At 27.3% G+C, this 15,043-nt stretch carries 17 protein-coding genes, 1 riboswitch and 1 other annotated feature; of the genes, 14 read left to right on the forward strand and 3 right to left on the reverse strand.

Annotated features, from left to right (window positions below; all coding sequences use genetic code 11):
- Positions 1–565 precede the first annotated feature (565 nt).
- From BUA77_RS10490 to BUA77_RS10500, 3 genes are all read left to right on the forward strand, one after another.
- Positions 566–1,045: a hypothetical protein gene (locus BUA77_RS10490; protein WP_072889952.1), complete on the forward strand. Its 480-nt coding sequence runs from the start codon at positions 566–568 to the stop codon at positions 1,043–1,045.
- Between the two features lie 102 nt (positions 1,046–1,147).
- Positions 1,148–2,428 carry a GTPase HflX gene (gene hflX / locus BUA77_RS10495; protein ID WP_072889954.1) on the forward strand — a complete coding sequence of 427 codons (1,281 nt, stop codon included), beginning with the start codon at positions 1,148–1,150 and terminating at the stop codon, positions 2,426–2,428.
- Positions 2,429–2,449: 21 nt separating this feature from the next.
- Positions 2,450–3,112 carry a HEAT repeat domain-containing protein gene (locus BUA77_RS10500; protein WP_072889956.1) on the forward strand — a complete coding sequence of 221 codons (663 nt, stop codon included), beginning with the start codon at positions 2,450–2,452 and terminating at the stop codon, positions 3,110–3,112.
- Here BUA77_RS10500 and BUA77_RS10505 read toward each other — a convergent pair.
- Positions 3,098–3,559, reverse strand: coding sequence for a DUF3189 family protein (locus tag BUA77_RS10505; protein WP_072889958.1), 462 nt, complete (start codon positions 3,557–3,559; stop codon positions 3,098–3,100). The genes BUA77_RS10500 and BUA77_RS10505 overlap by 15 nt on opposite strands.
- A 162-nt stretch (positions 3,560–3,721) precedes the next feature.
- Here BUA77_RS10505 and BUA77_RS10510 point away from each other — a divergent pair, with 162 nt between their 5' ends.
- The 9 genes from BUA77_RS10510 to BUA77_RS10550 all read left to right on the forward strand — a co-directional run bounded on the left by BUA77_RS10510 (position 3,722) and on the right by BUA77_RS10550 (position 12,682).
- A complete protein-coding gene (locus BUA77_RS10510; protein WP_072889960.1) occupies positions 3,722–4,153 on the forward strand; it encodes an NUDIX domain-containing protein in 432 nt (143 codons plus the stop codon).
- A gap of 62 nt (positions 4,154–4,215) precedes the next feature.
- Positions 4,216–4,407 (forward strand): hypothetical protein, encoded by a 192-nt coding sequence (locus tag BUA77_RS10515; protein WP_072889962.1) that lies wholly within the window; start codon positions 4,216–4,218, stop codon positions 4,405–4,407.
- A gap of 204 nt (positions 4,408–4,611) precedes the next feature.
- Positions 4,612–4,815: a binding site (T-box leader), on the forward strand.
- Between the two features lie 184 nt (positions 4,816–4,999).
- On the forward strand, positions 5,000–6,082 hold the full coding sequence (locus BUA77_RS10520; RefSeq protein WP_072889964.1) for a pyridoxal-phosphate-dependent aminotransferase family protein: 1,083 nt from the start codon (positions 5,000–5,002) through the stop codon (positions 6,080–6,082).
- A 50-nt stretch (positions 6,083–6,132) separates the two neighbouring features.
- Positions 6,133–7,719, forward strand: coding sequence for a phosphoglycerate dehydrogenase (gene serA, locus BUA77_RS10525; protein WP_330390094.1), 1,587 nt, complete (start codon positions 6,133–6,135; stop codon positions 7,717–7,719).
- 10 nt (positions 7,720–7,729) lie between these two features.
- Complete coding sequence (locus BUA77_RS10530) at positions 7,730–8,527, forward strand: sugar phosphate isomerase/epimerase family protein (protein ID WP_072889968.1); 798 nt, start codon at positions 7,730–7,732, stop codon at positions 8,525–8,527.
- A 60-nt stretch (positions 8,528–8,587) separates the two neighbouring features.
- A riboswitch (Lysine riboswitch) is annotated at positions 8,588–8,765 on the forward strand.
- A 158-nt stretch (positions 8,766–8,923) separates the two neighbouring features.
- Complete coding sequence (locus BUA77_RS10535; RefSeq protein ID WP_072889970.1) at positions 8,924–10,675, forward strand: Na+/H+ antiporter NhaC family protein; 1,752 nt, start codon at positions 8,924–8,926, stop codon at positions 10,673–10,675.
- Positions 10,676–10,813: 138 nt separating this feature from the next.
- Positions 10,814–11,569: a YwaF family protein gene (locus BUA77_RS10540; RefSeq protein WP_072889972.1), complete on the forward strand. Its 756-nt coding sequence runs from the start codon at positions 10,814–10,816 to the stop codon at positions 11,567–11,569.
- 21 nt (positions 11,570–11,590) lie between these two features.
- Positions 11,591–12,238 carry a YigZ family protein gene (locus BUA77_RS10545; protein WP_072889984.1) on the forward strand — a complete coding sequence of 216 codons (648 nt, stop codon included), beginning with the start codon at positions 11,591–11,593 and terminating at the stop codon, positions 12,236–12,238.
- Between the two features lie 48 nt (positions 12,239–12,286).
- Positions 12,287–12,682, forward strand: a complete 396-nt coding sequence (locus BUA77_RS10550) for a CoA-binding protein (RefSeq protein WP_072889974.1) — start codon at positions 12,287–12,289, stop codon at positions 12,680–12,682.
- On the opposite strand, the gene BUA77_RS10555 is transcribed toward BUA77_RS10550, so the two are convergent.
- Complete coding sequence (locus BUA77_RS10555) at positions 12,683–13,033, reverse strand: TSUP family transporter (protein WP_072889976.1); 351 nt, start codon at positions 13,031–13,033, stop codon at positions 12,683–12,685.
- Positions 13,033–13,380 (reverse strand): sulfite exporter TauE/SafE family protein, encoded by a 348-nt coding sequence (locus BUA77_RS10560; protein WP_072889978.1) that lies wholly within the window; start codon positions 13,378–13,380, stop codon positions 13,033–13,035. The genes BUA77_RS10555 and BUA77_RS10560 overlap by 1 nt, the downstream gene beginning before the upstream one ends.
- Before the next feature lie 92 nt (positions 13,381–13,472).
- On the opposite strand from BUA77_RS10560, the gene nadE reads away from it, so the two are divergent.
- Together nadE and BUA77_RS10570 are read left to right on the forward strand one after the other, a co-directional pair.
- On the forward strand, positions 13,473–14,222 hold the full coding sequence (nadE, locus tag BUA77_RS10565) for an NAD(+) synthase (protein ID WP_072889980.1): 750 nt from the start codon (positions 13,473–13,475) through the stop codon (positions 14,220–14,222).
- A 101-nt stretch (positions 14,223–14,323) separates the two neighbouring features.
- A complete protein-coding gene (locus tag BUA77_RS10570) occupies positions 14,324–15,040 on the forward strand; it encodes a YebC/PmpR family DNA-binding transcriptional regulator (RefSeq protein ID WP_072889982.1) in 717 nt (238 codons plus the stop codon).
- Positions 15,041–15,043 lie beyond the last annotated feature (3 nt).

The following is a 15,043-nucleotide window of genomic DNA, read 5'->3' on the forward strand; positions in this document are numbered from 1 at the left end:
TCTATTTCTCAACTAAAAAACTTTATTCAAATCAAATCATCTAAAGTTAGAAATACTGTTTCTTTAAAAGCTGATGTTTTACTGGCTTGTATTTCTCAGTTAGTTGCGTTTGTTTTAATGTTTAAGACTAACAATATCCACAATCCTCTTGCTATTAAATCTTTAATTGCTTAAGTTTTTTTAAACTCTATATCCTTTTTAAAAAGGTTTTACTGAACCTTTATTTAACTGCGTCTTTTTTTGAATATTACTGTTAATAACTCTTTCTATTTAGTAATTTCAACTCAATTTTTCTGTGGATAACCTTTCACTCTATTTTGCAACTACCTATTTTATATCTTAATTTAATTATATAACAATTATTAACTAATTTATAATAATATTAAAGATTTATTTTTATAAAATAGGACTTTTTTCATTAGATTATTTAATAATAATTTGCTAAAATATAGGTCTAATATAGTAATATTATAAATAGAATTTATTGGGTATAATTACCTAATGAGTTATAAAACAATATTTTGTCATATAATATGCAAATAGTGTTTAGAAAGGAAGATATTGAGTGGCATACAACGTATTAGACCTAGTAGATAAAGCATTAGAGTTAGCAAAAAAAAGAAAAGAAATATATATACACATTAAAAATACTAATCCTAAAAACAGAGCAATGAAAGTTATTGCAAATACTTTGATAAAAGGAATAGATAAAAATATTAACTGCTATAATAACTTAAAAATTCAAATAAAGGAAAATGAACATGAACTAGAAGAAATTAATCTTGTAGTTTATGATAAAATATTATTTTTAATAAATCAGTTTAAAAGAAGGTTAGTAAATCCAAATATCACAGATGTTAAAGGGCTTTTAGAGTTTTCCTTAGACTTAGAAAATCAGATTTATGCACTTTTTATAGACATTCAAGGAAGGTTAGTACAAAAGAAGGAAGATACTAAAACTAATGCATATAAGATATTATCTGATATTATAGTAGAAAAGGGTGAATATATAAAAGGTTTAGAAAAATTTGCTAAAATTAACTAAGCTAGATATAGTTCTAGCTTTTGTTTTATAGAATTTTAGATTATTAAATTGTAAACAAGTGATATAATAACAATGTATTAATTTTTTACTAGAGGTGATTTTATGGAAGAACGTAAAGAAAAGGTCTTATTAGTAGGACTTAATATAACTAATATATTTAGAAAAAGTGATAATATAGAAATTAATGATTCAATGAATGAGTTAGAGGAACTAGCTAAAGCTGCAGGTGCTGATGTTGTAGATAAAATAATCCAAAATAGACAATCAAGAGATGTAGCTTTTTATGTAGGAAAAGGAAAAGCTGAAGAAATAAAGGTTTATTGTGAATCTTTAGATATAGATATAGTAATATTCAATGATGAACTTTCAGGTGCACAAATAAGAAATTTAGAAGAGGTAATAGGAATAAGAGTAATAGATAGAACTGCCTTAATACTTGATATATTTGCTCAAAGAGCTTTATCAAAAGAAGGTAAGCTTCAGGTAGAGCTTGCACAGCAAAAATATAGACTTCCAAGACTTTATGGACTTGGAAAAGAAATGTCAAGAACAGGTGCTGGAATTGGTACTAGAGGTCCTGGAGAGCAAAAGTTGGAAATTGATAAAAGACATATATTAAATAGAATATCAGATATTAAAAGAGAGTTAAAAGAAGTCAAAAAAAACAGAGAGATACAGAGATCTCAAAGATTAAGGTCTAATATTCCTATAGTTGCTTTGGTTGGATATACTAATGCAGGAAAATCTACACTTACTAATGAGATTATAAAAACTCATAAAGAATATAGTAAAGATAAGAATGTTTTTTCAAAGGATATGTTATTTGCAACACTAGATGTTACTTTAAGAAAAGCTCTTCTTCCTAATAAAAGAGAATTTTTAGTTGTTGATACTGTTGGATTTGTAAGCAAACTTCCTCATGATTTAGTAGAAGCATTTAAGGCAACACTTGAGGAGGTAAAATATGCAGATTTAATACTTCATGTAGTTGATGCTTCAAATAGCAATTATGACCTTCAAATGAATACTACTTTAGATGTATTAAAAGAGCTTAAAGCTTTAGAAACGCCTGTTATAACAGTGTTTAATAAAGCTGATAAATTAGATTATGAAGTAAATGCTAAAAAAGATGAGGACGTTGTATTTATATCTTGTAAAACAGGATATAATATAGGTTTACTTTTAGATAAAATAGAAAAGAAAATTATGGGAAATCTTCACAAGGTAGCTATCTTAATTCCTTATGATAGAGGAGATATATTTAATACTATTAAAAATAAAACTAATGTAGAAAATTTTGAGTATAAAGAAGATGGAATATATGCTCAGGTTATACTAGATGAATCAGATTATGGGAGATATAAAGATTACATACTAGATTAAAATTAATCTGGAGGGAGTACCTTGTTGCTAAGTTGGGAAAATATAGATAACTTAGAAGATTTTTTTATAACATATTTATTGTATAAAGAAGGTAAAGATATTATTCAAATAAGCAAAATTCGAAATGTATCTATAGACCAAGTGAATAGAGATATAATAAAAGCTAAAGAAAATTTAAAAAAGTATACAAAAAAAGATAAAAAAAATATTGTTCATAAATTATTAGAAATGGATAAAGAGCAAAGGATAAACTATATTAGTTCTTTAGAAAAAGAAAGTTTAACAGACCTAAAAAAGAAGTTATATAAAAGAATTTTACAAGAAAAAAATGCAGAAGATTTGATGATACTACTATGGATAGCTGGAGAGTTTAAAGATGATAGATTTTTAAATATTATTCATTCAATTTCAAATCATCCTCATGGTGGAGTTAGAAGAATGGCTTACTCTGCCATGGGAAAAATAAATTCATCAGAAAGTATAGATTTTTTACATAAAGGATTAATTGACTCGAAGCCGCAAGTAAGGCAATATAGTGCTAAAGCTTTAATGAAGCTAGGAAATGAAACATCTTTAAGAAAATTAAAAAATTTAATAACAAATCCAAGAGAAAAACAATATGTAAAAAGAGCTTTTTTAGAAGCTATAAAGAGTATAGAAAAGAGGATGCTAATAAATAAGTAATTTACTTTTAGTATCCTCTACTAATTGAACTATATCATGGTAAGCAACTTGAGAACCTTTAATAACAATAGGCCTTCCAAATGTAATAAGATTAAGTCTTCTTGAAGAAAATCCACCTATTTTCATCAAAATATTAACAGTTTTCATAGTATCTATTAATAACACATCTTTAATATTTCCACCACCTAAAGTATAGGCTGTTTTTAAAGAGTTTAATACAAGCTCTTTATTAAATTGTCTTCCTAAAGTATATATCTCATTTCCTAATTCATCATTCCCTCTATAAATAATTTTTCCTCGATTTTTTTTTTCTAAGGTGTCAAAATAACCAATACTCATTATTTCATTTTTAGAAGGTATTCTATTTTTAGGAAGCATATTTAAGTGAATTGCAGAAGCTATTGCAGAAGAATGAGTTCCTCCAACGCAATGATATATTATTTTCATAACAATTCTCCTTTATACATATATTAATAGTATAACCAAACACTCATCAAATATAAGAATAAAGAAAGTAGCAAAATATAATAAAGTTTGGAAAAAATTAAGTTGTGCAAAGTATTTTGCATATAAAGTTTAGTTAACTATTGATATAAGGGGGAGTTTAAAATGCTTTTTAGAAATTGTGCTGGAGGAATAGTATTTTATGGAAATAAGGTTTTACTATTAAAAAATGAAAAGAATGAATGGATACTACCAAAAGGTGTAATTAAAGAAAAAAGTATTCCTAATGAAATAGCTATAAACAGAGTAAGAGAAGAAGCAGGAGTAAATGCATATATTTTATCTACTGCAGGACAGACTAATTATGAATTTTACTCTATAAGCAGAAAAACTCCAGTATGTAATGAAATAGCTTGGTATGTAATGGAAGCTTATAATGATAATTGTGAAATAAATAAAGACTTAGGATTTATAGATGGAGGCTTTTACAAAATAAAGGATGCTTTAGAAATGATAACTTATAGTCAAGACAAATCAATAGTTAATCTTTCATTTAAAAAATATAAAATTTTAAAAAGAGAAGCGGTAAATATATGAATGAATATTCCTTAAGGTTTTAGTAAAAAATAATTTTGACTAAACTTTAAGGAGGGAAAATAATGAAAGACTTGAGTATGGGTCAATTAAAAGCAATTGCAAATCAATGTAGTCAATATGAGCCAAATGGAGTACAGTTAACTTCTGCTGTTGGAAATAATAATCCTAATTGTGCAAATTGTAATCATTATCAAAATAGTAAGTGTAATTTAGATTTAATTGATGAAATTTTGAATAATCTAGATCAAGGTTAAAATATATCATAAGCAAAGAGCATCTTTCTATTTGAAAGGTGTTCTTTTTTTAGAGCAAGTTTTTACTTATACAATACAAAAGAAGAGATATATTTATAGAAAATATAAAGAATGTATAAAATAAAAATTTAATATAAAAATAAAATTAAAATATTGATTAAATTAATTAAGGACAATATAATGATTTTTAAATAATTGAAAAAAGAAAAGGCATAGAAAGGTAGTAGTAAATAATTTCTTGTTTACAGAGAGTGGATGGTTGGTGAAAATCCATAATAAGAGTTATTGAATCCGACCTGGAGCTGCATAAGAGTAAAAACTTATGTCGGGATTCCCGTTAAAAAACAAAGGCTGTATATACAGTAAAACAAGGTGGTACCACGTGGATATTAAGTCCTCGTCCTTGACAATTGTCAAGGATGAGGACTTTTTAATTCTATAGGAAACTATAAATTTTTTAAACTGTAACTTTGGTAACTGAATAAAAGTATCAACTATTTTGAGCAACGGAGTCCGTTAGGACTCGTTGGCGACATGAGCCATGCGATAGCATGAAGCGAATTTTTTAATTATTAAGGAAAGGAAGATATATATGTATATAAATAAACTTTTAATGACACCAGGACCTACAAATGTACCTAAAAGAGTACTTAATAAAATGAATGAACTTGTATTTCATCATAGAACAAAAGAATTTGGAAGAGTTTTTGAAGAATTTAATGAAAGACTTAAATTTATATTTCAAACAAATAATACTGTTTTAACATTTCCAGCAGCAGGAACTGGAGGACTAGAAGCTACTATTGTAAATATGTTTTCTAAAAAAGATAAAATACTAGCTGTATCAGTTGGTGTATTTGGAGATAGATTTATAGAAATAGGAAAGACGTTTGACCTAGATATAGAAGTGATAAATATACCTTGGGGAAAAGGTGTAGAAATTGAAGAAATAAAAAGTAAGTTAAGAGAAGATCATAAAGCTCTTATTGTTACTCATAACGAAACTTCTACAGGAGCAGTAAATGATATAAAGAAAATAGGAGAATTTATGAAAGATAAAAATCAGCTTTATATAGTTGATGCAGTAAGCTCTTTAGGAGGAATAGAAATACAAATGGACAATTGGAATATAGATGTACTTATAAGTGCTTCTCAGAAGGCATTAATGTCACCTCCTGGACTTACATTTGTTGGAGTAAATGAAAAAGCATGGGGGTTTGCTGAAAGTTCAAATATATCTAAGTATTATTTTGATTTTAAAAAAGCTAAAAAATATATGGAAAAGGAAATAGCTCAAACTCCATATACTCCAGCTGTATCTTTAATACTTGGAACTAATGAATCTTTAAAAATAATAGAGGAAGAAGGTCTTTATAATGTATATAAAAGGCATGAAAAATTAGCTACTAGATTTAGAGATGGAGTTAAAAAGTTAGGACTTGATTTATTTGTAGACAAAAAATATTATTCTAATACTATTACATCAATAAAACTTCAAAATAAAGCAGATAAGTTAAAAGATATAATGGAAGATGAATTTAATATAGTTATAGCAGGAGGTCAGGGAATACTAAAGGATAAAATTATAAGAGTAGGGCATATGGGATGTGTAAGTGAAGAAATGATAAATTTAACTTTAGATAGCATGAAAAAAAGTTTAGAAAAAATTTATTAAAATACAATGTATTTTGTATTCTGAATACTATTTGTGGGGAGATGATTAATTTGAAAAATAAAGTAATTATTACTGAAATGATAGATGATGAAGGTTTAAAATTATTAAAAAATAATTTGAATGTAGATGTGTGTACAAATATATCTAGAGAAGATTTATTAAATAAAATAAGTGAGTATGATGCTATTATAGTTAGAAGTAACACAAAAGTTGATGAAAAATTATTAGAAAAAGGTAAAAATTTAAAAATTATAGGAAGAGCAGGAAATGGAATAGACAATATAGATGTGTCAGCAGCAACTAAAAGAGGAATTATTGTCGCAAATACTCCTCAAAGTAATACTATGTCTGCTTGTGAGCTTACAATAGGACTTTTGCTTTCTCAATCAAGAAATATTCCTCAAGCTAATAATGACACAAAGAAAGGAAATTGGGGAAGAAATTCTTTTAAAGGAGTAGAGCTTTATGGAAAAACATTAGGTATAATAGGTCTTGGAAAAATAGGTTCTTTAGTTGCTACAAGAATGGCTGCTTTTGGAATGAATATAATTGCATATGACCCATACATTACAAATGAAAGATTTGAAAGATTTAAAGCAAAAAGGAAAGATACGTTAAGAGAATTAATTAAAGAGTCAGATTTTATTACAATACACACTCCAAAAACAAAAGAAACAATTGGAATGATAGGAGAAGAAGAAATAAAATATATGAAATATGGAGTAAGAATTGTTAATGCTGCAAGGGGAGGAATAATAAATGAAAAAGCTCTTTTAAAAGGTATAAAAGAAGGTAAGATTGCAAGTGCAGCATTAGATGTACATGAAGTAGAACCCTGCTTTAATAGTGACTTATTTAATCTTGAAAATGTTATTGTTACACCTCATATAGGAGCAGGAACAATAGAAGCACAAGAAAATGTAGGAAAAACAATAGCAGCACAGGTAATAAATGCTTTAAAGGGTGAAATTGTTACAAATGCTGTAAATTTACCTACTATTCATAGAGATGAACTTAAAGTTATAAAACCATACATAGATCTTATGGAAAAGCTAGGCAAAATATATTATCAAATTAATAATGATCCTATTGAATTTGTAGATATAGAATATTTTGGAGATATAGCATCTCAAGACATACAAATGATTACAATAGCCTTTATAAAAGGATTATTAGAGCCTGTAGTAAAAGAAAATGTTAATTATATAAATGCGATAATGTGTGCAAAAAATAGAGGAATTGTAATAAATGAAAGAAAAATAAAAGATAGTTATAAAAATTATGTAGATTCAATATCTATAAAAATAAAAAGTGAAAATAATACATTTAATATGCTTGGAAGTTTATCTGCTAAAAAAGAAGGAAAACTTGTTGAAATACAAGGGTATGAAGTGGATGTAAATCCTAGTGAATATATGTTATTTATACAAAATTTAGATGTTCCAGGGGTAATAGGTGATATAGGAATGGTTCTTGGGAAAAATAAAATAAACGTTGCAACAATGCAGGTAGGAAGAAATATAAAAGGAGAAAAAGCTTTGATGATATTAAACATAGATGAAAATGTATCAAAAGAAGCTGTTAAAGAAATATCACAAGTGAAAAATGTATTATGGGCCAAAGGAATAAGAGTATAGGGGGATTTATATGAAGTATATAGGTTATGCAGCATCAATAGGAGAGAAAAGTATACTTGATTCAATGAATTTTGCAGTAGAAAATGGATTTAACGCAGTTGAAATAAATATGAATATGAAATGTTTTTTTCCAGAAAATTATTCAATAGATTTAATAAAAAAAATAAAAAAATATAAGAAAGAAAACAATATAGAGCTTACAATACATGCACCAGAAGATATATCACTTCTTAATCTACATGAAAAAGTTAGGTATTCAGGAATAGAAAGGCTAAAGGAGATTATAAACTTTGCTAAAGAGATAGATGCAAGCAGAATTACTATTCATATAGGGACAACTCCGTATTTTACTTTAACTCATGGAAAATGCTATTTAGATGATATTTATTATCATGAATATAAAGAAATATTAAAGAAAACATTAATAGAATTGAACAATTATTGTGAAAAAAAGATTAAACTTTGCATTGAAAACTCTGGAAGATTTCCTGAAAAGTTATTTCAAGAAGTTTTAAAAGAAATTTTATTGAAGGAAAACATATTTCTTACATGGGATATAGGACATTCATACAAAAACTTATATAATGAACTAGATTTTTTTGAAACTAATATAAATAAAGTAAAAACTTGTCATATTCATGATGTGAATGAAAAAAGTGATCATCAAGTTATAGGTTTAGGAAAGTTAAGTTTTATAGATTACATAAAAAAAATTGGATTTGAAGACGTAGTTTATATAATAGAGGTAAGGCCTAGAGAAAAAGCAGTTGAATCTTTAAATAATTTAAAAAAATTAATAAAAAAATGAAATTTTATTATTGACTAAATTAAAATAGTAGTATATTATTATAAAATATAACAAGTGAATAATTAAGATAGAGGCGCATTATTTAAGAGTACTGCTTTGGAGGTAAGCACAGTGAAGAAGTAGGAAAGGAAATGATGCCGAAGCATACAGTTGATGCTTTAAGGCTGTATAGCTGGGTCTGTATAGAATATATGCAGAACTGTCACAAATATTTTATTTGTGGGGAGCTATCATTCAAATTAAAGTAGGCAAGTTATGTCATATGTTTTATGACTGTTTTGGGTACCCTATTGCTTATTTAACCTTGAGTGAAAGCACTCAAGGTTTTTTTGTTATGATGGACTCTCCTCCCAAAATTTCGCTTGTAATAATAAAAAAATTTGAGGAGGAGTAAAAATGAGAAAAAAAGGAATGATTTTAACATTATCATTAATGATTATTTTTTTATTAGGGAATATAGGGTTTGCAGAGGAAGTAGATGCTGCTCAGCTTAATGCAGCGAAATTTGGAATTTTTACACTTCTTCCACCAATTGTTGCTATAGTTTTAGCATTTATAACTAAAAATGTTGTACTATCTTTATTTGTAGGTGTATTTTCTGGAACCTTTTTATTAAATTTAAATGGATCTAATATATTAAGTGCTTTATTTAATGGTTTTTTAGCAATTATAGATAAGGTTTTAGATTCCCTTGCAGATAAGTGGGATGCAGGTATTATACTTCAATGCTTAACTATAGGAGGGCTTATTGCTTTAATAACAAAAATGGGAGGAGCTAGAGCTATAGCTGAAAGTCTTGCTAAAAAAGCAAAATCTCCTAGAAGTGCACAAATTTTTACTTGGATTTTAGGAATTATTGTATTCTTTGATGATTATGCAAATGCTCTTATTGTAGGACCTATAATGAGACCTGTAACAGATAAAATGAAAATTTCAAGAGAAAAGTTATCATTCATAATTGATGCTACAGCTGCTCCTATAGCAGGTATTGCTCTTATATCAACATGGATTGGATATGAGATAAGCTTAATTAAAGATGGATATATGTCTATTGGTCAAAATGTAAATGCTTATGGAGTTTTTGTTTCAACTATTCCATACAGATTCTATAATATACTTATACTTATTTTTATAGTATGTACAGCGGTATTTTTAAAAGAGTTTGGACCTATGCTTAAAGCAGAAAGAAGAGCAAGATATGAAGGTAAAGTTGTTTCTCATAGAGGAAGTAGTGATATAACCGAGGAAAATAAGGAACTTGAACCAAAAGAAGGAATAAAGCTTAGTGTATGGAATGCAATAATTCCTATAGGAGTTTTAATTGTAGGGTCATTACTTGGTTTTTATTATAATGGTTACACTTCAATAATGGGTGGAGAAGATACAGCCTTAATAGAAATATTAAAGAATTCTCCAGTTTCATTTGCTGCTATTAGAGAAACTTTTGGAGCATCAGATGCTAGTGTAGTTTTATTTCAAGGAGCATTGTTTGCAAGTATTGTGGCAATAGTAATGGGAGTAAGTCAAAAAATATTTACATTATCAGAAGCTATTGATACTTGGGTTAAAGGAATGAATTCTTTAGTCATAACTGGTGTAATACTTCTTTTAGCATGGTCGCTAAGTGGTGTAATAAAAGAACTCGGAACAGCAAAATTTTTAGTGGCAATATTATCAGATACTATTCCTAAGTTTTTATTACCATCTATTATATTTATACTTGCAGCAATAATATCTTTTGCTACAGGAACTTCTTATGGTACTATGGGAATACTTATGCCTCTTACAATACCACTTGCACATGCAATATCACCTGAAGCTTCATATATTATTATGAGTGCAGGCGCAGTGCTTACAGGAGCAACATTTGGAGATCACTGTTCTCCTATATCTGATACAACAATATTATCTTCTATGGGTGCGGGTTGTGATCATATAGATCATGTTAATACTCAAATTGTTTATGCTTTATCCGTTGGATTGATAGCTATATTATTTGGATATATACCTGCAGGTCTTGGAATGCCAATGTATATAGTACTTCCTATAGCAATTGCGGCTATTATTGGTACGGTTTATTTTGTAGGTACACCAATAGAGGAAAAAGAAACAGAAAGTGGCTCGGTAAAAGATATTATAAATTTATAATAAATACTTATAAAGTCCCTTATTATTTAAATAATATAGGGGCTTTTCTTATTATTGACAATTTATGTTATAATGAATAGGAAATTATATAAAGGGGTGATTAATAAGTCTGATTATATATGTTAGACTGATTTAGCTATGAAGTATATAGACATAAATTCTTTTTGGAAAGTAACAAGTGATACAGCTAAGTTTAATTTATATTCAAAAAGTCACTTAACATCTTTATTTATAATTATAGGAATTATTGTATTAATGTTTTTAATGAGAGAAAGAATACAAAATAATAAAAGAAAAATAAGGATTATAGTAGCTTTAATATTGTTTATTCAGCAGTTTTTCTTGTATTATTGGTATTTAGATAGTGGAACATTTACATTAAAAGAGTCTTTACCTTTATATCTTTGTAGAATAAGTTCAATTTTGTGTATTATAATGCTTATAAAGGAAAGTTATTCAATATTTGAAGTTGTATATTTTTGGGGAATACTTGGTGCTGTTCAAGCGCTTTTAACTCCAGATACAGGAGGATTTGAATTTCCGCATATAATGTTTATTCAATTTTTTGTGGGCCATGGCGCCATATTAATTGCAATATTTTTCATGATGATTTTTTATAAATATGAACCTAAATTAACATCAATTAAAAAAACTGTAAAATGGACATTCATATATGCTTTTTATGTAGGCATATTTAACTATATAGTAGATGGAAATTATTCATATTTAAGAAGCAAACCATTAACAGCTTCACCACTTGATTATTTACCAGAATATCCTTATTATATACCTATTATTATATGTATGTTTATTTCTTCTTTTATATTGGTGTATATTCCTTTTTATATAAAGGATAGAAAATGTAAAATAAAGTCTAAAGCTAAAAGTTACTAAATAAGAGAGGGGATTTTTGTGATTAAAGAATATAAAACTATTCATGAATATGGAGAAGATGAAGTTATTATAGAAAGATCTAGATTTATAGGATATGCAAAGCCTGTAGACAGTGAAGAAGAAGCAGTAGAATTTATAAATGAAATTAAGAGAAAGCATAAAGATGCAACACATAATGTATGGGCATATACTATTGGAATGAACATGGGTATTCAAAGATATAGCGATGATGGAGAACCTTCAGGAACTGCTGGAATACCAACACTTGAAGTTATAAAAAAAGAAGATTTAAGAAATGTAGCAGTTGTTGTAACTAGATATTTTGGAGGAATAAAATTAGGAGCAGGAGGACTTGTTAGAGCTTATACAAAAGGAGCAAAAATAGGTCTTAATGCTGGTAAAATAATAAATAAAATACTTTTTAAAGATATAAGATTTAAAATTGATTATACACTTTTAGGGAAAGTACAAAATGAACTTTTAAATTTAGGATATATAATAAAAGAAATATTATATGAAGATATGGTTACAATAATTGTGTATTCAAAAGTAGATGAATTTGAAATTTTAAAAGAAAAAATAACAGATATAACCAATGGAAAAGTAGAAATTGAAGAAAAAGAAGAATTTTATTTATCAGAATACAATGGAGAAATAATTTTAGATTGAAAAATACCGATAAGGGGTATATAATAATTAAAAGAGGAGGTGTTACATATGGATAAAATAGATGCAGTAAAAAAGAAAATGCTTGAAAAGAAAAAATGGGTTGTTGTAGGAGTTACTGAAGATAAAACAAGATACGGATATAAAATATTCAAAAAACTAAAAGAAACGGGATATACAGTTTATGGAATAAATCCAAAATACAGTGAAATAGATGGCGATAAGATATATTCTTCTATTAAAGAAATTCCAGAAAAAGTAGAGTGTGTAAATATGCTTGTAAATCCAAAGATATCTTTAAAAATATTAGAAGATATAGTTGATGAAGGAATAAAATATGTATGGTTTCAACCTGGAAGCTTTAATGAAGAAACAATAGATAAAGCTGAAGAACTAGGACTTAATATAGTTTTTTATGATTGTTTATATGTAGAATTAGGAAGATAGCTAATGCTCTCTTCCTTTTTTTATTTCATAAACTCCCATAATAAATAGAAAAACTCCAAATATTTTCCTAAGTGTTTGAGAATCTAAATTTGAAGATATCATAGAGCCTACAATAGCTCCTATAATTCCAGATATTATAATAGGCAAAATTATACTATACTCAATATTTTTATTTTTTATATGAAAAATAAGGGCAAAAATAGTCATAGGTATAGAAGATAAGAGATTTACACTTTGTGCTATTTTTTGGTTTATAGATGTTAAAAATAATAAGGAAGGTATTAATATAGTACCTCCTCCTATGCCCATACCCCCTATAATTCCAGCTAAAAGACCTATAAAAATTAGCATTAAAACACCATCCTTAATGAAGCTAATATCATAAAAATTCCAAATAAAAGTCTTAATTTTTTACCAGAAAATTTATTTAAAAGCTTGGCTCCTATTACTCCTCCTATTGTACTTCCTATAGCCACTTTGTAAGTAATATTCAAATCATATATATTATTTTTTATGTATATAAAAGAACTTGTTATAGTAAAGAATATTATTATACTAAGAGTTGTAGCATGAGATTTATGTTCTTCAATTTTTAATATATTATTTAGAGAAGGAACAAGTACAGTCCCTCCTCCTGATCCGAATATTCCGTTTATAAATCCTGTTATAAATCCTATTAATATTGTTTTTAAATTCATAATATATCACCAATATTAGTTTTAACGTAAACTAGAAATTATATTTATGGTATAATTAAATTTATTGATAAATAAATGAAAGGAGCTTTAAAATGTTAACAATAGAACAAAAGATAGAAAAAACTGTTGATTGGTTAAGAGAACAAGTAAAAATATCTAATACTAATGGTTTGATTGTTGGAATTTCAGGAGGAATAGACTCTGCACTTGTTACTTTTTTAATAAAAAAGGCTTTTCCAGAAAATTCAATAGGAGTTATTATGCCAATTAAAAGTAACCCAAAGGATAGAGAAGATGCTTTAAAAGTAGTAAAAGCTTCTAAAATAAATCACTTAGATTTAGATTTAACAGATGTACATTCTTTACTTTTTAATAAAGTTGTTGATAATATGAAAGAAAAAAATCTATATAAAGAAGAAAATAATAGAATAGCAGATGCTAACTTAAGAGCTAGAATTAGAATGAGTACTCTTTATACAGTTGCTAATAATTTAAATTATTTAGTAGTCGGAACAGACAATGCAGCTGAAGTATATACAGGGTACTTTACAAAATATGGAGATGGTGGAGTAGATATACTTCCTATAGCCAATTTATCAAAGAGAGAAGTTTATGAGTGGGCTAAAATTTTAGGGGTTCCAGATGATGTTATAAATAGACCTCCTTCAGCTGGGCTTTGGGAAGGACAAACTGATGAAAATGAAATGGGAACAACTTATGATATGATAGATGATTTAATTGAAGGCAAGGAGATACCTCAAAAGGATAAAGAAATAATAGAAAGACTTCACAAAAAATCTGAACATAAAAGAGTAATGCCTCCTAAACCTCCTATGTTTTAACTCGTTTACTAAAATTATATTTTATGTTAAAATTACAATGTTTAAGTAATTTTATAAATAATATTAAAAATAACAATTGTATTATATAAGGAGTGAGATTTGTGGGTCGTATAGGAAATATAATTAATAGAAAAGGAAAGCAAGATGCTAAAAGAGCTCAAATATTTACTAAATATGCAAGACTTATAACTGTTGCAGCTAGACAAGGTGGGGGAGATCCTGAATACAATGCAGCACTAAAAACAGCTATAGACAAAGCTAAAGCAAATAATATGCCTAATGATAATATAGAAAGAGCTATTAAAAAAGGTACAGGAGGGCTTGATGGAGATAATTATGAAGCTGTTGTATATGAAGGATATGGACCTGGTGGAGTTGCAGTTATTGTAGAAGCTTTAACTGATAATAAAAATAGAACAGCTGGAAATGTAAGATACTATTTTGATAAGAATGGTGGAAATCTAGGAACTTCAGGTTGTGTAGGATTTATGTTTGATAGAAAAGGTCAAATAATGATTGGAAATGAAGGTGTAGATGAAGAAGAATTAATGGATGTAGCACTTGAAGCTGGAGCAGAAGATTTTATAACAGAAGAAGATGGTTTTGAAATAATAACAGCTCCAGAAGATTTTAATGCAGTAAGAGATGCGTTAGCTGAAAAAGGATATGAATTTATATCAGCAGATGTAAAAATGCTTCCTCAAACTACAACTAAACTTGAATCTGAAGAGCAAGTTAAGGCTATGAATAAAATGATAGATATGATGGAAGATGACGATGATATACAAGAAGTGTATCACAACTGGGAAATGGAGTAGAAA

This window comes from Tepidibacter formicigenes DSM 15518, assembly GCF_900142235.1.
Classification (GTDB): Bacteria; Bacillota; Clostridia; order Peptostreptococcales; family Peptostreptococcaceae; genus Tepidibacter; species Tepidibacter formicigenes.